The following is a 20,279-nucleotide window of genomic DNA, read 5'->3' as shown; positions in this document are numbered from 1 at the left end:
CAGTCAATGAGGAATGAGGAATGAAGAATGAAGAATTTTAGAACGGCGCATTTACCAATTCCTCATTCTTCATTCCTCATTCCTCATTTATAATTAGAGCCGGGTCATCACCTGCTTCACCATCCGGTCTTTCCAAGGACCAAACGTGCCGGCCACGATTTGCTTGCGCGCTTCCTTTACCAGCCACAAGTAAAAAGCCAGGTTGTGCGCCGACGCAATCTGCGGGCCCAGCATTTCCTGGCACTGAAAGAGGTGACGCAGGTAAGCCTTGGTGTAGAACGTGCTGGCGTGCCCGCCTAGTTCGGGGTCGATGGGCGTAAAGTCGGTGGCCCACTTCTTATTGGTCACGTTCATGATGCCCTGCGTGGTAAACAGCATGCCGTTGCGGGCGTTGCGGGTCGGCATCACGCAGTCGAACATGTCCACGCCCAGGGCAATGTTTTCCAGGACGTTGGCCGGCGTGCCCACGCCCATCAGGTAGCGGGGCTTGTCCCTGGGCAGGATGTCGCAAACCAGTTCCGTCATTTCGTACATCAGGCTCGGCCGGCTCGCCCACGCTCAGGCCGCCAATGGCGTTGCCCTCGCGGCCCTGGGCCGCAATAAACTCGGCCGATTTGATGCGCAGGTCCTTGAAGGTGCTGCCCTGCACAATGGGGAAAAGCGCCTGCTGGTAGCCATAAAGGCCTTCGGTGCTGTCGAAACGCTGAATGCAGCGCTGCAGCCAGCGGTGCGTCATGTCGAGCGAGCGGGCGGCGTAGTCGTACTCGCAAGGCCAGGGCGTGCACTCGTCAAAGGCCATGATGATGTCGGCCCCGATGACGCGCTGAATGTCCATCACGCCCTCGGGCGAAAACAAATGCTGGCTGCCGTCGATGTGCGAGCGGAATTTCACGCCCTCTTCCTTGATTTTGCGGGTGTTGCTGAGCGAATACACCTGGTAGCCGCCGCTGTCGGTAAGAATGGGGCGGTCCCAGCCGTTGAATTTGTGCAGGCCACCGGCGGCCTGGAGCACATCGAGGCCCGGGCGCAGGTATAGGTGGTAGGTGTTGCCGAGAATAATCTGGGCTTGAATATCGTCCGTGAGGGTTTGCTGCGATACCGCTTTCACGGTGCCTGCCGTGCCCACGGGCATAAAAATGGGCGTTTCGATGGCTCCGTGGGCCGTTTCTAAGCGGCCGGCGCGGGCTTTGGTCGCGGGGTCTTGGGCGAGAAGGTCAAAAGTCATAAGCAGCCGCAAAGGTAGCCCACCCGCCCGGCGTCCCGTACTTTTGCCGGTCCCTTCACGCCGCCCCTTCGTTGCATCTAGCTTTACCCACGTCCCCGTTTTTCTGGCTGTTGCTTGCGTGCGTGGCGGTGCAGCTTTTTTACGCCGCGTATTTCTTCTGGCCCTTCGCCCGCCGCGCCCCCGAGGCGCCCGCCGATGAGCCCGGCTCCGACTCTGAGCCGGTTTCCGTCGTCGTCTGCGCCCGCAACGAGCTGGACAACCTGCGCCGCCTGCTGCCCCTGCTGCTCCAGCAGGACTACCCCGCCGGCTTCGAAATCGTCCTCATCGACGACCGCAGCGACGACGACACCTACCTCTACGCCCAGCAGCTCACCCAGTATTACCCCGAAAAGGTGCGCCTGGTCACTGTCACGGGCACGCCCGACGGCTTTGCGCCCAAGAAATACGCCCTCACGCTTGGCATCAAAGCCACGCGCCACGCCCGGCTGCTTTTCACCGACGCCGACTGCATTCCGGCCAGCAACCAGTGGCTGCGCCTGCTGCAGCGTGGCTTCTATAATGATGGCGGCACCCCCGCCGATTTGGTGGTCGGATTTTCGGCTTATGCCGAAGCCCCCGGGTTCCTCAATAAATTAATTCGCTACGAAACCCTGCTCACCGGCGCCCAATACCTGAGCTTTGCCTGGCGGGGCTGGGCCTATATGGGCGTGGGGCGCAATTTGGCCTACACGCGTAAGTGCTTCACGGCCACCAAGGGTTTTGCCTCGCACATCCGCCAGCTCAGCGGCGACGACGACCTGCTGGTGCAGGACGCCGTGCGCCAGGGCCAGCGCGTGGCCGTGGTGGCCGACCCCGCCGCGCACACCCTGAGCGAACCCGCCGCCACCTGGGCCGTATGGTGGCGTCAAAAACGCCGGCATTTGTCGGCGGGCCGCGCATATAAATTCGGCGACCGTTTGCGGGTAGGCACCTTTGTGATGGCCAACATGTTGTTCTATCTGGCGACACTTGTGCTATTATTTTCCCCAAACAATTGGGTACCTTTGGCGGTGGTATGGGCCCTCCGAACTTTGTTTGTGAGTGCCGTTTATGCCCGTCTGAGCAACCGCCTTCATCAATCTGTAGTCGTCGGATTGCTCCCCGTGCTCGACGTGGTTTATTTTTCCCAATATTTGGCCTTAGGAATCTCGCTCTTCCTTAACCGCACCCTTCGATGGAAGTAAACAATCAAGACATTCAAAAGCAGTTTTCAGCCAAAGCCAAGCACGACTTTAAGCTGATTCGCGCCGCCGTGGACCACGGCGACGAGAAAGCCTATGCCGAGCTGATGCACATCTACAAGAAGCCTGTTTACCACGTGGTGCTCAAGATGGTGCGCAACCAGGATGACGCTGAAGACCTGACCATTGAGGCGTTTGCCAAGGCATTTCGCAACCTGCACAAATTCAACCCCGAGTACGCTTTCAGCACGTGGTTATTTCGCATTGCCACAAACAACTGCATTGACTTTATTCGCAAGAATAAAATCAAAACAATGTCCATCGACTCGGCCATTAAAGTCGATAACGGCGACGAAATCACCATTGATTTCCGCGACAACGACCTGAACCCGGCCGAGCACGCCGTGCGCAACCAGAAAATTGAAATCATGCGCCACGTGGTGGCCCGCCTGCCCGATAAATACCAGCGTCTCGTGTCGTTGCGCTACTTTGACGAGTTGAGCTACGAGGAAATTGCCACTGAGCTAAAAGCCCCGCTCGGCACCGTAAAAGCTCAGCTGCACCGCGCCCGCGAGTTGCTCTATGACATGGTGAAGCACACCAAGCAGATTATTTAATAATTCTGCGTGAAGAATAATAAAAAGCCCTGGCCTACGCCGGGGCTTTTTTGCTGAAGGAGCTACATTCGTCTACCCCTACCGTCGCTCCGTGCCATATTTCTTCATCCTGGTATTCTTCCTTTTGTTCTTGCTGTCGATGCTTGCAGCGGCCGGGGTTTTGTTCTTTACCCGGTTTCGGCGGGCTGCGCCGTATGTGCTGGGGGCTGCTTTGGGTTCCGTGCCCGGCTTTGTGGGGGCCAATGCCTTGCTCTTCTATGGGTTGACTCATCTTCCCAACAATCCCGCTCAGGGTTCGCTGGCCGTCCCCGGGACGCTTTCCACCTTGGTAGGTATCGCTGCAGTTGGCGCATTAATACTAGTGCCGGTAGTGGTTTCGGGCATAGGTGTTGTGCTTGGCGCAATAGCTGGCATGTACACGGCATGGCGCATCACGCGGAAAAAGGAAGGCCTAAGCACTTCCGGGGGTTGAGGACACATAATTTCAAGGTTGCTCTGAAAGCGGCCGCAGGATGCAACTTTGCACCCATGAACCTTCTGCAGCACTACTTCCCCGAACTCACGCCCCAGCAGCTTGAGCTTTTCAAGCAACTGGAAACCGAGTTTCGGGCCACCAACGAAGCCATTAACCTGGTGTCGCGTACCGACATGGACAACTTCGTGGAGCGGCACCTGCTGCACTCCCTGGGCATCGCCAAGGTCATTAAATTCCCCAAAGGCAGCACCGTGCTCGACGTGGGCACCGGTGGCGGTTTGCCGGGTTTGCCCCTGGCCATCATGTTCCCGGAGGTGCATTTCCACCTCGTCGACAGCATTGGTAAGAAAATCCGGGCGGTGCAGTTTATGGCCGCCGCGCTGGGCCTGCACAACGTCACGGCCGAGCAAACCCGGGCCGAGCAGCTGCGCACCAAGTACGATTATGTGGTTAGCCGGGCCGTGGCGCGGCTGGCCACCTTTCACCCCTGGGTTGCCCATCGGTTTAAGCCCCAGGGCCAGGCCGGTTCGGGCCTGTATTACCTGAAAGGCGGCGACCTCACCGAAGAAATTACCGAGTCCGGTTTGAAGGCCAAGGTCACCAACCTGAGTGATTTTTTCAGCGAAGAATTTTACGAAACCAAAAAAGTGGTTTTCGTAGCCGCAAAATAGCTGCCCGTCAGGACGCGGTAGTGCAAGACTCTCCCTGATGGGCGGAGCAGGCTAGCCGGGTACTTCAGCCGTGAGAAACTCCACGGCCCGTCGCTCCGAATAGTATTCGCCATCGGGCGTGCCTTCCGGAAAGCCGACGTGCCCGCCCTCCGGCGGGGTTTCCAGAAACACAAACGGCGAATCGGCGGCCACGTCGCGGGGAAAGCAGGACGCCGGCAGAAACGGGTCGTTTTGCGCATTCACCAGCAGCGTGGGCACCTTGATGCCGCTCAGGTACCGGCCCGAGCCTGGCGTATTTATAGTAAGCATCGGCCGAGTCGAAGCCGTGCATGGGCGCGGTGTAGCGGCTGTCAAACGCCTCGAAGTCGCGGAGGTCATCGATGCCGTCCAGGTCCACTTTCCCGGGCATCATTTCGGCTTTGGCCCGCACCTTCAGGCGCAGCGTCTTGAGGAAACGCCGCAGGTACACCTGGTTTTGCGGGCGGCTGATGTGCACGGAACTGGCCTGCAAATCGGTGGGTACCGAAAACACCGCCGCCCGCTTCACCTCCGCCGGAACCCGGCCCACGTCTTCGCCCAGGTACTTGAGCGTGACGTTGCCTCCGGCGCTGAACCCGACTAGGTACACCCGCTCGTAGCGGCCGGTGGCCAGGGCGTGGCGCACCACCAGATGCAGGTCGTCGGTATCGCCGAGGTGGTAGGAGCGGAGCAGACGGTTCATCTCGCCGCCGCAGCTGCGGTAGTTCCAGGCCAGCGCATCGAGCCCGGCTCGGTTGAGGGCCCGCACCATGCCCCGCATGTAGGGCCGGGAGGCGTCGCCTTCCAGGCCGTGCGACACGATGGCCAGGCCGTCGGTTGGCCGCGTTTCGGGCAAGCGGCTCCAGTCCAGATTCAGAAAATCGCCATCGGGCAGCTCCAGACGTTCGCGCTGGTAGACCACGTCCGGCACATTACGCCACAAACTGGGCACAATGGTTTGCAGATGGCCGTTGAAGAGATAGAACGGCGGGTGATAGCGGGATTCGGATACAAGTGGCATGGCGCGGATATAGTAAAGAGGAGGGTGCGCTATGAGGGGGAGCTGGGTATGTTATAAAGTTCGCAAATAATCGGCATGCATACTAATTACTGCAACGCTGTTTTCTCTCAGACAGCCTTTTATTAAAGTCGTCTGCTCAAAATAAATCAGCTCAATCAAGCGCCTATCCGGGCAGCGGTGCAAGCAGGTTTTTCTGGATAAGAAACAAGGACAGACCCAATAAGATTCTGCTTTCATCGGCAGAACGGAAAGTGTTTTAGCCCGATATAGCAGGTGCCCGCCCTCCAGATGGGTCGCCTCAATATTTTTGCCAACTTGGTTTGAAATTACCGAGCAGGTTCGTACCTTTGCCCTCCCAAACACAGAACTCAAGCATAACGCTCCTATATATTCCAACTCATGGCAAACCATAAGTCGGCCCTCAAACGCATCCGCAGCAACGAAGCCAAGCGCGTGTTGAACCGTTACCAGCATAAATCCACCCGTACGGCCATCAAGCGCCTGCGCGAAGCCACTGATAAAACGGCGGCTCAGGAGCTGCTGAAGAAAGTGTCGTCGATGTTGGACCGTTTGGCCAAAAAGAACATCATCCACAAAAACAAAGCTGCTAACAACAAAAGCAAGCTGACAAAACTCGTCAACGCGCTCTAAGTGCGAGACGAGTTTAGTAGGGCCAGACTGCGCCGCCCCAAGGTCTGGTTCTACGCTCCTTACAGAAGCCCTGCACGGAAACGTGCAGGGCTTCTTGCGTCCAGGACCACGGATGGGCACGGATTTTAGCGGATTTCACGGATTTTGTAGTCGATTCTCTGCGCAATCTTTTACCAAAAAGAAAAAGGCCACTCAAGCGAGTGGCCTTTTTCTTTTTTAATTACACCTGCTTAGGACTTGAGCATAGTAGCAGTCGTCCACAAAATCTGTGAAATCCGCGCTAATCCGTGGTCAGGCGACGCTCACTTTCACCATGTTGGCTTTGCCCTTTTCCTGCATGGGCATCGAGCCGGTGTTGATGAACACGTCGCCGGTCTCCAGGTGGCCCGTAGTCGTCAGGACATAGCGGATGTCGGCTACGGTGCTGTCCGTGCTGATGAGGCGGTCGTAGTAGAAGCTGCGCACGCCCCACACCAGGCTCAGGGCGGTGAGCAGGGGGCGGTTATCGGTGAAGATGAATATATTGGCTTTGGGGCGGTACTTGGCCAGCTGGAAGGCCGTGTAGCCGTGGTGGGTGGTGCCGGTAATGGCTTTCGACCCCGTGTTCTTAGCCAGGTGGCAGGCCGCGGAAAGCACGCTGTCGGCCATGAAGTTGGGGCTGGCCGGGTCAATGGGCCACCACTTGTGGAAGAGCTGAGGGCTGTGGCTCTCGACGCTCAGGATGGTGCCCACCATCGAGCGGATTACTTCGGCCGGGTAGGCGCCTACGGCGGTTTCGGCCGAGAGCATCACGGCATCGGCGCCATCGAGCACGGCGTTGGCCACGTCGCTGGTTTCGGCCCGGGTGGGGCGGGGGCCGTAATCATGCTTTCCATCATCTGGGTGGCCACGATAACGGGCTTGCCGGCCGCGTTGCACTTGGCGATAATCATCTTCTGGGCCATCGGCACCTCTTCCATTTTTACTTCCACGCCCAGGTCGCCGCGGGCCACCATCACGGCGTCGGTGATGGCGATGATTTCGTCGATGTTGCGCAGGCCGTCGGGCGTTTCAATCTTGGCCACGACGCGGGTTTTCTTCCCAGCATCGGCAATCAGCTTTTTGATGAACAGAATGTCGTCGGCTTTGCGCGCAAAGCTCAGGGCCACCCAGTCCACGTCGTTGTCGAGGCCGAACTGCAGGTCTTCGATGTCCTTCTCCGTCATCGACGGGGCCGATACCTCGGAATCGGGCAGGTTGATGCCCTTGCGGGGCTTCACCAGACCGCCGTAGATAACTTCCACGTCCACTTCCTTATCGCGGTCGGTGGCCAGTACTTTCAGCTCAATTTTGCCGTCGTCGATGAGAATCATGTCGCCTTCCTTCACGTCGCGGGCCAGGCCCAGATAAATCGTGCTCAGCCGCGTGGCCGTGCTGATTTCCTTTTCGCCGCACACCAGCTTGATTTTATCGCCGGCCTTGATTTCGACGCCGCCGCCTTCTACCTCACCGAGGCGGATTTTGGGGCCCTGCAAGTCCTGCAGCAAGCCCACCGACGTGCGTAGGTCTTTGTTGAGCCGCCGCACCGAGTTGATGACCGACAAATGGTCTTCGTAGGAGCCGTGCGAGAAGTTGAGCCGAAATACATCGACGCCCTCGCGAATGAGCACGGCCAGGCGCTCGTAGGTATTGGAGGCCGGGCCAACCGTGGCTACAATTTTGGTTTTATTAAAGGCAGTGCGGTGTTCCATACAATGGGAGATTAATGACAAAAAAACTCCCCTCCCTGGGGAGGAGGGGATGTTCGAGCAGCAGGCTCGGACGAAAAATTCAAAGCACGACAGGCGACAAATTGAGCCAACTGGGCCGGTAGTTTTCTCAGCTGTCTACCTCAGATGCTGGGCTTGAGGCGGCCTGCTTCGGGAAGTTAGGTGTACGGTTATAAAATTAAATTCTCTTTGTACTTCAGGCTATTCGGGTCGAACTGACACGCGTACTGCACGGCGTCCAGGGCCGTCAGGCGGTGGAGCAGTTCTTCGTCGGCGAGGTCTCCGCAGCCGTTGCTCACGGCCAACAGGTAGTCGTACTCCTTGATATCGGGGGCTAAGAACGGCTTTTTTAAATTGGAGGGCGCAATGGAGCGATTACGCAGCAGGCGAAACGTTAGCGTTTCGGTAGCGTGGAGGTAATGCGTGAACACGAGCCGGCCCTCGGTGAGGAGGTTGAGCAGCAGTTCGGGCTGCTTGATGAGGCGCAGGCGCAGGGCCCGGTTCAGGGTCCATGCCAGGGTATAGTCGCGGGTGCTGCTCACCAGCCCAAACAGGGCAAAGTCGCACTCGTAATCGACGTCGAGGGTGAAGGTCTTCATGGCAGCCGCAAAGGAGGCACCCGGCGGGCGGGCAAGGGCAAAGCTACGGCCTGCGGCGGGCCACTGCCAGCACCGGCGCCATAATCTTGTACCCGCAATTCGGGAGAGCAAGGATGGGTTAGTTGCAATTTCTCTCGTTACTTTGCGCCGTAGTTTTCCCTAAACCCCACGGAAATGTCTGAAATCGCAGAAAAAGTAAAGGCCATTATTATTGATAAACTGGGCGTTGAAGCCTCGGAAGTTACCACGGAAGCAAGCTTCACCAACGACCTGGGTGCTGACTCGCTGGACACCGTCGAGCTGATTATGGAGTTCGAAAAGGAATTCAACGTGAGCATCCCCGACGACCAGGCCGAGAACATCGGCACCGTGGGCCAGGCCATCAGCTACCTCGAAGAGCACGCTAAATAGATTTTTGTCATCGCCGCGCGCAACAAGCAATTTGACCGGACTCATTACCCCGACATTCTTGTTTCGCCGGATATGAACAGGTAGTTCTGCGCATACCGGCCGGCTCGCCGCCGGCCGGTTTTGCTGTTTTATCCCGCTTCATCTTTCGCGCCATTGGCGTTTGCTTATGACGTCTATCCGACGGGTTGTCGTTACCGGCCTTGGGGCCATCACGCCGCTGGGCAATACGGCCCCGGCCTACTGGGAGGGCCTGCGCACGGGCACGAGCGGCGCTGCCGCCATCACCCGCTTCGACCCGGCCAAGTTCAAAACCCGCTTCGCCTGCGAAGTGAAAGGCTACGAGCCCGATAATTTCTTTGACCGCAAGGAGCACCGCAAAATGGACCTCTTCACCCAGTTTGGGGTGGTAGCGGCCGACGAAGCCATTGCCGATTCGGGCCTGCTGGAAAGCGGGGTCAACAAGGACCGGGTGGGCGTGATTTGGGGCTCCGGCATCGGCGGCCTCAAGTCGCTGCAGGAAGAATGCATTGCCTTCGGGCGGGGCGACGGCACGCCGCGATACTCGCCCTTTTTCATCCCGCGCATGATTGCCGACTCCTCGTCGGGCAACATTTCGATTAAAAACGGCTTCCGCGGGCCCAATTACGTGACTACGTCGGCCTGCGCCTCGTCGAACGACTCCATCATTGCCGCCTTCAACAACATCCGCCTCGGCCTGGCCGACGTGATGGTGACCGGCGGCTCCGAAGCGGCCATCACCGAATCGGGTGTGGGTGGCTTCAATGCCCTCAAGGCCATGAGCGAGCGCAACGACGACCCGGCTTCGGCTTCGCGGCCCTACGACAAGGACCGCGACGGTTTTGTGCTGGGCGAAGGCTCGGGCGCGCTGGTGCTCGAAGAGTACGAGCACGCCAAGGCCCGCGGCGCCAAGATGTATGCTGAGCTGATTGGCGGCGGGATGTCGTCGGACGCTTACCACATCACCGCGCCCGACCCCAGCGGCAGCGGCGTGGTACTGGTGATGCACAACGCCCTGCGCGATGCCCAGATTACGGCTGCCGATGTGGACTACATCAACACCCACGGCACGAGCACGCCGCTGGGCGACGGTGCCGAAATCAAAGCCATTGAGCAGGTGTTTGGCGAGTTCGCCGAGAAAATCAACATTTCCTCGACCAAAAGCATGACCGGCCACCTGCTGGGCGGCGCTGGTGGCGTAGAGGCTGTGGCCTGCCTGATGGCCATGCACCACAGCCTGGTGCCCCCACCATCAACCTGAACACACCCGACCCGGAAATCAACCAGGCGCTGAACTTCACGCCCAACGTGGCCCAGGCGCGCGAGGTACGCGTGGCCATGAGCAACACCTTCGGGTTTGGCGGCCACAACACGTCGGTGATATTCCGCAAGCTGTAGGACGCTAAATCCAGCAGTTGAAATTATAAGAACGTCATGCTGAGCTTGCCGAAGCATCTCGCCCGCGTAACCGACTCTTCTGAATGAGTTAGTTTTGAGGGCGAGATGCTTCGGCAAGCTCAGCATGACGTTCTGCTTTTTAGAATAAATACTTCATTACGCGTTAGCACCTTTTATTTTGCTCGGTTTCGTTTCCCGTTTTTTTGGTTCTGATAAGGCATTCCGGCAAGCCATTAGCACGGTCACGGGCCTGACGCCCACCAACGCCAAGTTGTACCGGCTGGCGTTCACGCACTCGTCGGCGGTGCGGCAGCAGCCGTCGATGGGGCGGCACCTGACCAACGAGCGGCTGGAGTTTCTCGGCGATGCCGTGCTGGGCACGGTGGTAGCGGAGTACCTCTTCAAAAAGTATCCCTACGAGCAGGAAGGCTTCCTGACCGAGATGCGCTCGCGCATCGTGAACCGCGAAAGCCTGAATGGCATTGCCCTGAAGCTAGGCCTCGACAAGCTCGTGCAGTTGGATGCCGGGCAGGGCCGCGCCGCTCGCTCGCGCTCCGTCAATGGCAACGCGCTGGAGGCATTGGTAGGGGCCGTGTACCTGGACTTGGGCTACAAAGCCGCTCGCAAATTCGTGCTCACGCGCCTGGTGAAGGGCTTTGTTGACGTGCACACCCTCACCACCACCACCGCCAACTTCAAGAGCAAGCTGGTGGAATGGGCGCAGCGCCAAGGCAAAACTCTCCGCTACGACATTGCGGGCGAGGCCCGGCCGGGCGGCATGATGGAATTCACGGCCACCGTGCTGCTGGATGAAGAGGTGGTGGCCACCGGCATGGGCCTGAGCAAGAAACAGGCGGAACAGCTGGCCGCCGACCGGGCCCTGACGGCCCTGGGAGTAGCCTGAAGTGTTGAGGGTTGGGTTTTGAGGGTTGAATGGAAGCGGTAGGGAAAAGCGGGTAGTAAAATGGCTTCAAAAACCAGTTAGCAATCTGGCCGTTGATATAGGCAAGGCGTTTCCCGCCCAATCAAACCTCAACATTCAAAACTCAACCCTGCTGATGCGCATCGCCGGAGCCGCCCTCAACCAGATTCCCATCGATTGGGAGCACAACCTTCGCAACATCCGCATTGCCATTGAGCTGGCCAAGGAAAACGGCGTGGAGCTGCTGTGTTTGCCTGAGCTCTGCCTGAGTGGTTACGGCTGCGAAGACCTGTTTCTGAGCGACTGGATGCCCGAGGCAGCGCTGGGCCACCTGCAGCAGGTGCGGCAGTGGACACAGGGCATATGCGTGGTGGTGGGCCTGCCCGTGCGGCTCAACCACCGCACCTATAACACGGCTGCCGTGTTGCGCGACGGCCAGATTCTGGGCTTTGCGGCCAAGCAGTTTCTGGCCAATGACGGGGTGCACTACGAAACCCGGTTTTTCACGCCCTGGCTGGCCGGCGAAACCACCACGGTGGACTGGGAGGGCGAGCAGTGGCCGCTGGGCGACCTCATTTTTGAGCACAACGGCGTGCGCTTCGGCTTCGAGATATGCGAAGACGCGTGGCGGCCCGACGACGTGCGGCCAGCGTGCCGACTGGTGGGCAAGGTCGACTTGATTGTGAACCCGTCGGCCAGCCACTTTGCCATGAGCAAAACCGACGTGCGCTACCACTGGTGATGAAGGCCTCGCGCACGTTCAACTGCACCTACCTCTACGCCAACCTGCTGGGCAATGAGTCCGGCCGCATTATCTACGACGGCGAAATCCTGGTGGCCCGCAACGGCCATCTGCTGCTGCGCAACCAGCTCCTGAGCTTCAAGGAAGTGGACTTGGAGTACATGGACGTGGACTTCAGCACTGAGCTGGCGCCGGCTGCCGAAATTGTGCCGCTGGCTGTGCCCGACGAGTACAAAGAGCTGAACCAGGCCATGAGCCTGGGCTTGTTCGACTACTTGCGCAAGGCGCGCAGCCGCGGGTTTGTGCTCAGTTTGAGCGGCGGTGCTGATTCGTGCTTTTGTGCCGTGGGCGTGGCCGAGATGGTGCGCCTGGGCGTGGAGGAGCTGGGCGTAGAGGAGTTTAAGCGGCGCAGCGGCTGCTTCCCGCCTGCGGCGGGGAATGAAGAATTAAAAATGAAGAATGAAGAATTAGCGCCACCCGAAGGGGAGTCAATTCCTCATTCTTCATTCCTCATTCCTCATTCTCAAAAAGAGCTCGTGCGCCGCCTGCTCACCTGTGCCTACCAGGGTACCGTCAATTCCTCCGACGATACCTTCAATTCAGCCCAAGAGCTGGCCGATAGCATCGGCGCCCGCTTCTACCATTGGGGCATCGATGAGGAAGTGGCCGGCTACGTGGGCAAAATCCAAGGCGCGCTGGAACGGGAATTGACCTGGAAAACCGACGACCTGGCCCTGCAGAACATTCAGGCACGGGTGCGCGCGCCCGCCATCTGGCTCCTGGCCAACGTGCAGAATTGCCTGCTTATCACCACCTCCAACCGCTCGGAGGCCAGCGTGGGTTATTGCACCATGGACGGCGACACGGCGGGCAGCATTTCGCCCATTGCAGGCGTCGACAAGGACTTTGTGAAAAAGTGGCTGCGTTGGGCTGAAACCGAGTTGGGCTACCCGGCCCTGCGCCACGTGAATGCCCTGCAGCCTACCGCCGAGCCTGCGCCCCCTCGAAGACAAGCAAACCGACGAGCGCGACCTGATGCCCTACACCTTGCTCAACCGCATCGAGCGGCTGGCCTTCTACGACCGCCTCAGCCCTAAACAGGTGCTGGCCATGCTCGAAGGTGAGGGCACCGGTTTCGACGAAGAGCAGCTGAAAACCTACGTGCGCCGCTTCTACTCGCTCTGGAGCCGCAACCAGTGGAAGCGCGAGCGCTACGCCCCGAGCTTTCACCTCGACGACTACAACGTGGACCCTCGCTCCTGGCTGCGCTTTCCCATCCTCAGCGGCGGCTTTGCTGAGGAGTTGGCGGGGTTGTAGAAAGGTAGAACAGCAGGACTTGCTGACCTGCAGTAAAGCGTCATGCTGAGCTTGCTGAACCGGAGGTCGGCGTAGCCAAGCCTCTCGCTCGCAAATTCTGTCATGCTGACGAAGGAAGCATCTTATCAGGGCAGCACGAATCGTTGAGCTGTGAGAAGATGCTTCCTTCGTCAGCATGAAAGACGATTGGGTTTGCTTCCGTGGCAAAGATGCTTGGCTACGCCGACCTCCGGTTCGCTGCGCTCTGCATGACGTTCTAGGTTTATTGGTGCTGGGATATTTCTGTTCCGAATTTCCAGTCTCACGTTTGAAACCACCAAGCCCCATGCGCTGAGTACCTTTGGGGCGTACCTCATTTCTGCGCTGCATGCTGCCTTTTCTCGCCGCCATTTACTGGAACGTTGACCCCATCATCCACGCCTTTGGGCCGTGGTCGGTGTTTGGTACCCAACTTGGGCCAATTACCCTGCGCTGGTACGGGCTGTTTTTCATGCTGCCCTTTGTCATCGGCACGTTCGTGCTCACGCACATTTACCGCTCGGAGAAGGTGTCGCCGCAGTGGGTCGATGTCATTACCATCTACATGCTCATCGGTACCATCGTGGGCGCGCGGCTGGGCCACATGCTGTTCTATGACTTCGATGCCCTGATGGCCGACCCCATGGTGGTGTTCCGCATCTGGCAGGGCGGGTTGGCCAGCCACGGCGCTACCATTGGCATCCTGCTGGCCTGCTGGCTGTTTGCGCGCAACAACAAGTTCGATTACCTGTGGGTGCTCGACCGCATTGTCATCGTAGTAGCCTTGGGCGGCGCCTGCATCCGCACCGGTAATCTGATGAACTCCGAAATCGTGGGCAAGCCCACCAACGTGCCGTGGGCCTTCATCTTCCCGCGCGACACCGAGCACCTGATTCAGGGTGTGGCCGTGCCGCGGCACCCTACGCAGCTCTACGAAGCGCTGTTCTGTGTGTTCCTGCTCATTCTGCTGTACTCGATGTGGAACCGGACCAAGGAGCGCACGCCCCGCGGGCAGCTGTTTGGCTTGTTTGTGGTGCTGCTGTTCACGCAACGGTTTCTGGGCGAATTCCTGAAAGAAAACCAGGTGGCCTTTGAGGACAGCAACCTGTTCAACCAGGGCCACTGCTGAGCATTCCGCTGATATTCATCGGAGCCTGGGTGCTGTGGCGGGCCGGCAAAGACCCCAAGAACCCGTACGGCTATGCCCCACGCGACCTGGGCCTGGAAGATGGTGCCCCCTCATCGGCGCCGGTACCAACCCAACCGCAAGCCGGCCCCGTCGCCAGCCTGAACCAGCCCCGCGGGCAAAAGAAATAAGCTTTCGATAGGAAATTGAGCCACACGCAAAGCCCCTGCGGAATTACACTCGGCGATGAGTGGAGTTCGGCAGGGGCTTTTGCTGGGTCAGATTGAGCTGATTTACGGCAGCGTAAACTCGTACAGCCCGCCTTCCTCGGTGCTGATGAGCAGCGTTTTTTCGTCTTTAAACTCGGCGCCTTCGGTCTGGCCGGCCCCGGTGAGGTCGACGCGTTTGGGCGTGGCCTTGAGGATGTCGGCCCAGGAGCTGCCGTCGAGGATGAACAGCTCGCCGCGGCCGAGCAGCACCAGCCGGTGGCCGCTGGGGCTAAGGGCCACATCGGTGACCTGGCCGGGAAGGGTGATGCTGGCCACGCGTTTGGCGGTGTACTGGCCGGGCTGGTCGGGCACGGTGTACACGTTGCTGGTTTGTTCCTGCTGGTCTTTGGTGAACAGCCAAATCTGGCCGTCGTGCCAGAGCGAGGCCTCGCAGTCGAAGTTGCGCTGCTTTTTCTTGGGCGGAAACTCGCTTTGGTCGGCGTAGGTAAAATCGATTTTGCCCACTTGCTGCGGGCTGGCGGGGTTTACGCGCAGCAGGCGCAGGTCGCGCCGGTCAGAATCGTTGTTGCCGCAATCGCCGATGAAGTAGTTTCCCTGCGGGTCGCGGGTGAGGCTTTCCCAGTCCTTGTTTTTGGCGCCAATCTCGACTTTTTTGGTCACGCGGCCTTTGTCATCGAGTTGGAAAAGGGTGGGCACGTTGCCATTATCCCCGAAGCTGTAGTAGGTGCCGGGCTGGGGCCCGGCGGCGAGGCCGGAGCTTTCCGGAACCTCGTCGAGGGTGCCGATGCGGCGCAGGCCCGGCACCGCGGCGTCAATCATGCGGTTTTCGAGGGAAGCTTTCTTTTGTTTTTCTTGGGCTTACCACTCGGCGCTTCGGCCACGGACGCGGTTTCGTCGCTTTGGGCCTGCGAGCACGCAGATGTGGTGAGCAGTACGGCCATGGCAGCCGGCAGAAGGGGAAGGAAGCGCATCGAACGAAAGCTAAGTGGTGAGCTTTGCCTATACGCAGGCTGCTCGCTATGGTACGGGGTCGAAGCCGTGGCCGCCCCAGGGGTGGCAGCTGGCAATGCGCCGCAACGCCAGGCGTCCGCCGCGCCACGGGCCGTATTTGCTGATGGCCTCGGCCGCATATGCCGAGCAGGTGGGCGTGTACCGGCAGCTCGCGGGCGTGAGCGGCGAGATGAGGTGGCGGTAAAACCAGACCAGGGCAAGAAAGAGGGCGCGAAACAGCCAGGACATGAATAAAGGTAAGTAGCCGGGCAACTGGCAATACTGCCGCAGCGGCGGGCATGAGCGTAACGCCGCTACTTGGGCAGGGCGTTCAACTCGTCTTTCCAGCGCACCCAATCGGGCATTAGGCGGGTTTGCAGGTCGTAGAAAGCCTTGGAATGGTCGCCCACCAGCAGGTGGCAGCACTCGTGCAGCAGCACGTAGTCGAGGCATTCGGGGCGGGCCCGCATGAGCTCCGGGCTAAGGCGGATGCGGGCGGTGCGCGGCGTGCAGCTGCCCCAGCGCGTGCGCATGTGGCGCACCGAAAGGGTAGGGCGGGCAAGGTTGAACTCGGCGAAGCGGGGCCACACCCGCTCCAGCGACTCGGCAAAGTGGGCGCCCGCCTGGCGCGCGTACCAAGTGTGCAGCAAGGCCTCGGTTTGGGCTGCGCTAATCGGGGCGGGGGCGCTTATCACCAGTTCATCGGCCTCAATTATGACGGCGAGGCGGCGCGCCTCGGCCAGGCGCAGCGCGTAGGGCCGGCCCTGGTAGTAGTGGGTGCTGCCCGGCTCGAAGCGACGGGTGGGCAGCGGGGCAGGCCGGCTGGCGAAGGTTTCCAGGTGCTTGAGAATCCAGTCGGCTTTTTTGAGCACTTGCTGGGCTACCCATTCGGGCGACGTACCGGCGGGGGCGCTGATGTGCACGCTGCCATCGGGCTTTACGGCGAAGCCTATGGTGCGCCGCGACCGGAAAACGAGGGTGTAGTTGAGCGACTGGTTTTTATAAAGAAGCGTTTCGCGGCGGGGCGCGGCAGAGAAGAGACGAGGCATACGAAGGCAAGTTCGGCAGTGGTGCCGGATTCCTTAACCACCCAGCCCGGCAAAATAATTTCGACCCGCAGCGCAAGTATCCCGTAGGCGAAATATTACCTTACTGCTATGCAACGCCTTCTACCCGGGTATTTCTCAGTTTTTGGTATTTGGCTGATGCTCGCCGGCCTGCTGCCGGTAGCCCCGGCCCTGGCCCAGGGCAACGGCCCCGGAGTACGCGGAGCCCGCGCTGCCGCGCTCGGCAACGCCTCCGTGGCGCTGGCCGGCGACGGGTGGAGCATGGGCAACAACGTGGCCGGCCTGAGCGAAATTCAACAGCCCACCGTAGGCTTTTATGCCGAAAACCGCTACTTCAGCCCCGCGTTGAATGTGGGCGCCCTGACAATGGCCTTGCCGTTGGGGCGGGCCCTTGGGCAAACAACGGTGGACGGAGCCGCACCAACGCCCGTGGCGGCTTCGGCGGCCCGCACCTGGGCCCGGCACGGGGTGGCGGCGATTGAGGCCCAGCGCTTCGGTGGGCAGCTTTATAACGAAACCCGCCTGGGAGCCGGCTACGGCTACCGCTTCGGCCAAATAAGTCTGGGCGGACGGGTCGACCTGCTGCAGGTCAGCATCGAAGGCCTGGGCAGCCGGCGCGTGGTGCTGGGCACGCTGGGCGGGCAAATTGAGGTGGTGCCCCAGCGGCTCAGCTTCGGGGCGTCGCTCTACAACCTGAGCCAAACCAGGCTTGCCAGCTATCAGGACGAGCGGGTGCCTACCGTGCTCAAAGCGGGCCTGGCGTACCGGCCCAGTGCCCAAGTGCTGCTCGTGGTCGAAACCGAAAAAGATGTGGAGCGCGCCGCGAACTTCAAAGCTGGCCTGGAGTACCGGCCGGTACCGGTGCTGGTGGCGCGGCTAGGTCTGGCCACCCTCACCGAGCAGGCGAGTGCCGGCATTGGAGTGCTGGCCGGCGCGTTTCAGATTGATTACGCCGCGGCGTTTCAGCAGTCCCTGGGCTTCAGCCAGCATTTAAGCGTGAGCAGGACGCTTCGCTTAATGAAGAATGAGGAATGAGGAATGAAGAATGAGGAATTAGACACCTTGGTGGAGGATGGGGACGAAAATATCGTTGCCTTTAAGTCGTTCAGTTTGGCTGTACGAGTGGTTCGCTTATGCCGCTTTTTGCGCGAAACCAAGCAGGAATACGTGCTTACCAAGCAGCTCCTGCGCAGTGGGACATCTATTGGTGCAAATGTGGAAGAGGCCATTGGCGGCATCTCTCGGGCCGATTTCTCAGCCAAAATCAGTATTGCTTACAAAGAGGCGCGCGAAACGAGCTATTGGCTAAAGCTGCTGCGGGCCACCGACTACTTGAGCGAAGATTCCTTCCAAAGCATATTTAACGACTGCGAGGAAGTTTGTCGCATTCTGCGGGCCATACTGAATACCACCAGGCGTCGGGGTTGATAAGAATCACAAATGGTAACACACTTACTCGTAGCTCTGTCATTAAACGGGCTTAGGTCAATAAGGCGGATAAAGGGCCTGTTTGGCCTTCTGGCGTTAATTCTTCATTCCTCATTCTTCATTCCTCATTCAACGAAGGCCCAAGAATACACCCGCCGCCCACCCGACCTGGACCGGCTCACGCAGGAGTTGTTTGCCGAAATTCAATCGGACCAGGTACCCTACGAGGATTTGTACGAGACCCTGCTGCAGTACTACCAGACGCCGCTCAACCTCAACACCGCCACGCGCGAGGAGCTGCGGGCGCTGCTGCTCCTGAGCGAAAACCAGATAACCGCCCTGCTGCAGCACCGCCAGGCCAACGGCGACCTGCTGAGCGTGTATGAGCTGCAAAGCATTGAAGGCTACGACCTGCGCACCATCGCCCGCATCCTGCCCTTTGTGAGCGTGCAAAGCGGCAACGTGAACGCCGGGCGCGGCTCGCTCTGGCAGCGCATCGCCCGCGAAGACAACAATGCCCTGTACCTGCGCTACGAGCGGGTGCTGCAGCAGCGCCGGGGGTACACACCGCCTACGCTTTACCAAGGAAAACCCACCACCCGCTACCTCGGCTCGCCCGATAAGATGCTGATACGCTACCGCGTGAGCCACACCAAGGATTTTAGTGTTGGGTTTGCGCTGGAAAAAGACGCCGGGGAGCCGTTGAGTGGCGGCCCGGCAATGGGCAGTTCGGCGCCGATTACGTGTCGGCGCACCTGCTCTTACAGGAGCGGGACCGGCTGAAAACCCTGGCTTTGGGCGACTACCAGCTGCAGTTTGGGCAGGGTCTGCTGCTGTCGTCGGGGCTGGGCGTGGGCAAGGGCGCCGAAACCATTACCACGTTGCGGCGCTCGTCGGTGGGCGTGCGGGCGTACTCGTCGCTGCTCGAAAACACGTTTTTTCGGGGCGGGGCAGCCACGGTGCAAGTGGTGCCAACGGTGCAGGCCACGGCTTTCGCCTCGCACAAAAACGTGGATGCCAACCTGCAGCAAGCCCAGGATTCGCTGGCTCAATTCGATGAATTTACCTCCGGGCTCCTTTATACCGGCTTCCACCGCACGGCCTCCGAAATTGCCAACCGCCACCAGCTTTCCGAAACCATCGGGGGTGGCAACCTGGGCTATACCAGCCGCAACGGCAACCTGGCCCTGGGGGCCACTGGCGTGTTTACGAACTACGGCACCCCGCTGCTCAAGCGCCCGGAGCCGTACAACCGCTTCGAGTTCAGCGGCACGGACAACCTGGCCCTGAGCCTGAACTACAGCTACGTGTGGCGCAACCTGCTGCTCTTCGGCGAAACGGCTCGCAGTACCGGGGGCGGCCTGGGCACCGTGAACGGCCTGCTGGCCAGCCTGGGGCCCGCCGTAGACGCAGCCCTGCTGGTGCGGCACTACGACGCCGATTTTCACACCCTCTACGGCAACGCCTTCGGCGAAAACACGCGCAACATCAACGAAACCGGCGTCTACTTCGGCTTGAAAGTGCGCCCCGTGGCCCGCTGGGAAGTTTCGGCCTACTACGACCAGTTTAGCTTTCCGTGGCTGCGCTACCGGGCCAGCGCCCCCACGCACGGGCACGACGCGCTGGTGCGCCTCGCCTACACGCCCACCAAAACCAGCCTGCTCTACCTGCAGCTGCGCCAGCGCCTCAAGCCGCGCGACCTGCACACCGCCGATGCTGTGCGGCCCATTCCGCTGCCCGGCGAGCAGCTCCGGCAGAGCTTGTTGGTCTATTACAACACGGCTCCCACTGCCACGCTGGAGCTGCGCACCCGCCTGCAAGCCTCGCGCCTGCGCGACGACACCGGGCTGGGCTGGCGCCGCGGCTACGTGCTAGCCCAGGACCTGAGCTACCGGCTCAATCCTACTCTTAAGCTCACGGCCCGCTACGCCTTGTTCGATGCCGACGACTACGACACTCGCCAATACGTCTATGAGCACGACGTGCTGCTGGCCGTGTCCATCCCTGCGCTTTACGGGCAGGGCACGCGCGTCTACGGCATCGCCGAAGTCCGCCTGAACCGTTCCCTCACGCTCTGGCTTCGCTACGCCGAAACCCGCTACCGCCACCAGCAAACGGTGGGCTCGGGGCTGGAGGAAATAGAGGGCGCCCTGCGCGGGGAGGTAAAGGCACAGCTGCGGGTGAAGTTTTGAGGTGGGTCCTGTATTGATAGAGGAACGTCTCGCGACACGGAGTCAAACAATCTCACTGGGTCCATCAATTAAATTGAACTCGCTGCAAAACATGACGAGCAATCAAATTGCTGCCCCATGCAAGACGCTGCAGCTCAATTCAGATGGTTCGTTCATTTCGTATTTACCAAAGCTC

At 59.9% G+C, this 20,279-nt stretch carries 19 protein-coding genes and 4 pseudogenes; 15 read left to right on the top strand and 8 right to left on the bottom strand.

Annotation, left to right across the window (positions count from 1 at the left end):
- Nucleotides 1–93 precede the first annotated feature (93 nt).
- A pseudogene (gene tgt, locus ACFQT0_RS24380) lies at nt 94–1,225 on the bottom strand (tRNA guanosine(34) transglycosylase Tgt).
- Between the two features lie 122 nt (nt 1,226–1,347).
- Here tgt and ACFQT0_RS24375 point away from each other — a divergent pair.
- From ACFQT0_RS24375 to rsmG, 4 genes are all read left to right on the top strand, one after another.
- Nucleotides 1,348–2,448 carry a glycosyltransferase gene (locus tag ACFQT0_RS24375; protein WP_380205619.1) on the top strand — a complete coding sequence of 367 codons (1,101 nt, stop codon included), beginning with the start codon at nt 1,348–1,350 and terminating at the stop codon, nt 2,446–2,448.
- Complete coding sequence (locus ACFQT0_RS24370; RefSeq protein WP_380205618.1) at nt 2,439–3,062, top strand: RNA polymerase sigma factor; 624 nt, start codon at nt 2,439–2,441, stop codon at nt 3,060–3,062. Before ACFQT0_RS24375 ends, ACFQT0_RS24370 begins: the two co-directional genes overlap by 10 nt.
- Nucleotides 3,063–3,153: 91 nt before the next feature.
- Nucleotides 3,154–3,534 carry a hypothetical protein gene (locus ACFQT0_RS24365; RefSeq protein WP_380205617.1) on the top strand — a complete coding sequence of 127 codons (381 nt, stop codon included), beginning with the start codon at nt 3,154–3,156 and terminating at the stop codon, nt 3,532–3,534.
- A gap of 56 nt (nt 3,535–3,590) precedes the next feature.
- Nucleotides 3,591–4,208: a 16S rRNA (guanine(527)-N(7))-methyltransferase RsmG gene (rsmG, locus tag ACFQT0_RS24360; protein ID WP_380205616.1), complete on the top strand. Its 618-nt coding sequence runs from the start codon at nt 3,591–3,593 to the stop codon at nt 4,206–4,208.
- A 64-nt stretch (nt 4,209–4,272) separates the two neighbouring features.
- On the opposite strand, the gene ACFQT0_RS24355 is transcribed toward rsmG, so the two are convergent.
- Nucleotides 4,273–5,247, bottom strand: coding sequence for a YheT family hydrolase (locus tag ACFQT0_RS24355; RefSeq protein WP_380205615.1), 975 nt, complete (start codon nt 5,245–5,247; stop codon nt 4,273–4,275).
- Between the two features lie 399 nt (nt 5,248–5,646).
- Here ACFQT0_RS24355 and rpsT point away from each other — a divergent pair, with 399 nt between their 5' ends.
- Nucleotides 5,647–5,898 (top strand): 30S ribosomal protein S20, encoded by a 252-nt coding sequence (gene rpsT / locus ACFQT0_RS24350; protein WP_046245794.1) that lies wholly within the window; start codon nt 5,647–5,649, stop codon nt 5,896–5,898.
- Between the two features lie 291 nt (nt 5,899–6,189).
- On the opposite strand, the gene ACFQT0_RS24345 is transcribed toward rpsT, so the two are convergent.
- From ACFQT0_RS24345 to ACFQT0_RS24335, 3 genes and pseudogenes are all read right to left on the bottom strand, one after another.
- Nucleotides 6,190–6,546: a pyruvate kinase alpha/beta domain-containing protein gene (locus ACFQT0_RS24345; RefSeq protein ID WP_380206126.1), complete on the bottom strand. Its 357-nt coding sequence runs from the start codon at nt 6,544–6,546 to the stop codon at nt 6,190–6,192.
- Nucleotides 6,547–6,702: 156 nt separating this feature from the next.
- Nucleotides 6,703–7,628: pseudogene (gene pyk / locus ACFQT0_RS24340) on the bottom strand (pyruvate kinase); the annotation flags it as partial.
- 188 nt (nt 7,629–7,816) lie between these two features.
- Entirely contained in the window at nt 7,817–8,245 is a 429-nt protein-coding gene (locus tag ACFQT0_RS24335; RefSeq protein ID WP_380205614.1) for an IPExxxVDY family protein, read from the bottom strand.
- Nucleotides 8,246–8,419: 174 nt separating this feature from the next.
- Here ACFQT0_RS24335 and ACFQT0_RS24330 point away from each other — a divergent pair, with 174 nt between their 5' ends.
- The 6 genes and pseudogenes from ACFQT0_RS24330 to ACFQT0_RS24305 all read left to right on the top strand — a co-directional run bounded on the left by ACFQT0_RS24330 (nt 8,420) and on the right by ACFQT0_RS24305 (nt 14,388).
- Complete coding sequence (locus ACFQT0_RS24330; protein ID WP_035564218.1) at nt 8,420–8,656, top strand: acyl carrier protein; 237 nt, start codon at nt 8,420–8,422, stop codon at nt 8,654–8,656.
- A 166-nt stretch (nt 8,657–8,822) separates the two neighbouring features.
- Nucleotides 8,823–10,072, top strand: a pseudogene (fabF, locus tag ACFQT0_RS24325) (beta-ketoacyl-ACP synthase II).
- 178 nt (nt 10,073–10,250) lie between these two features.
- The gene (gene rnc / locus ACFQT0_RS24320; protein WP_380205613.1) at nt 10,251–10,976 is read left to right on the top strand and encodes a ribonuclease III; all 726 of its coding nucleotides are present in this window, start codon (nt 10,251–10,253) and stop codon (nt 10,974–10,976) included.
- A 154-nt stretch (nt 10,977–11,130) separates the two neighbouring features.
- Nucleotides 11,131–13,053 (top strand): annotated as a pseudogene (nadE, locus tag ACFQT0_RS24315) (NAD(+) synthase).
- A gap of 367 nt (nt 13,054–13,420) precedes the next feature.
- Complete coding sequence (gene lgt, locus ACFQT0_RS24310) at nt 13,421–14,200, top strand: prolipoprotein diacylglyceryl transferase (protein ID WP_380205612.1); 780 nt, start codon at nt 13,421–13,423, stop codon at nt 14,198–14,200.
- Nucleotides 14,201–14,229: 29 nt separating this feature from the next.
- Nucleotides 14,230–14,388 (top strand): hypothetical protein, encoded by a 159-nt coding sequence (locus ACFQT0_RS24305; RefSeq protein WP_380205611.1) that lies wholly within the window; start codon nt 14,230–14,232, stop codon nt 14,386–14,388.
- A 102-nt stretch (nt 14,389–14,490) separates the two neighbouring features.
- Here ACFQT0_RS24305 and ACFQT0_RS24300 read toward each other — a convergent pair whose 3' ends face one another.
- The 3 genes from ACFQT0_RS24300 to ACFQT0_RS24290 all read right to left on the bottom strand — a co-directional run bounded on the left by ACFQT0_RS24300 (nt 14,491) and on the right by ACFQT0_RS24290 (nt 16,466).
- Entirely contained in the window at nt 14,491–15,246 is a 756-nt protein-coding gene (locus ACFQT0_RS24300) for a hypothetical protein (protein WP_380205610.1), read from the bottom strand.
- Between the two features lie 198 nt (nt 15,247–15,444).
- Nucleotides 15,445–15,666 (bottom strand): membrane protein insertion efficiency factor YidD, encoded by a 222-nt coding sequence (yidD, locus tag ACFQT0_RS24295; RefSeq protein WP_380205609.1) that lies wholly within the window; start codon nt 15,664–15,666, stop codon nt 15,445–15,447.
- Nucleotides 15,667–15,731: 65 nt separating this feature from the next.
- Entirely contained in the window at nt 15,732–16,466 is a 735-nt protein-coding gene (locus ACFQT0_RS24290) for a M48 family metallopeptidase (RefSeq protein WP_380205608.1), read from the bottom strand.
- A 156-nt stretch (nt 16,467–16,622) separates the two neighbouring features.
- On the opposite strand from ACFQT0_RS24290, the gene ACFQT0_RS24285 reads away from it, so the two are divergent.
- The 4 genes from ACFQT0_RS24285 to ACFQT0_RS24270 all read left to right on the top strand — a co-directional run bounded on the left by ACFQT0_RS24285 (nt 16,623) and on the right by ACFQT0_RS24270 (nt 20,104).
- Nucleotides 16,623–17,519, top strand: coding sequence for a hypothetical protein (locus ACFQT0_RS24285; protein ID WP_380205607.1), 897 nt, complete (start codon nt 16,623–16,625; stop codon nt 17,517–17,519).
- Between the two features lie 3 nt (nt 17,520–17,522).
- Nucleotides 17,523–17,912, top strand: coding sequence for a four helix bundle protein (locus tag ACFQT0_RS24280; protein WP_380205606.1), 390 nt, complete (start codon nt 17,523–17,525; stop codon nt 17,910–17,912).
- A 189-nt stretch (nt 17,913–18,101) separates the two neighbouring features.
- Nucleotides 18,102–18,695: a hypothetical protein gene (locus ACFQT0_RS24275; RefSeq protein ID WP_380205605.1), complete on the top strand. Its 594-nt coding sequence runs from the start codon at nt 18,102–18,104 to the stop codon at nt 18,693–18,695.
- The gene (locus ACFQT0_RS24270; RefSeq protein ID WP_380205604.1) at nt 18,656–20,104 is read left to right on the top strand and encodes a hypothetical protein; all 1,449 of its coding nucleotides are present in this window, start codon (nt 18,656–18,658) and stop codon (nt 20,102–20,104) included. The genes ACFQT0_RS24275 and ACFQT0_RS24270 overlap by 40 nt, the downstream gene beginning before the upstream one ends.
- Nucleotides 20,105–20,279: the final 175 nt, after the last annotated feature.

Origin of the sequence: Hymenobacter humi (assembly GCF_042665855.1) — a bacterium.
GTDB lineage: Bacteria > Bacteroidota > Bacteroidia > Cytophagales > Hymenobacteraceae > Hymenobacter > Hymenobacter humi.
The sequence above is the reverse complement of the archived record's forward strand: the minus strand, read 5'-3'. Positions and strand labels throughout refer to the sequence as shown.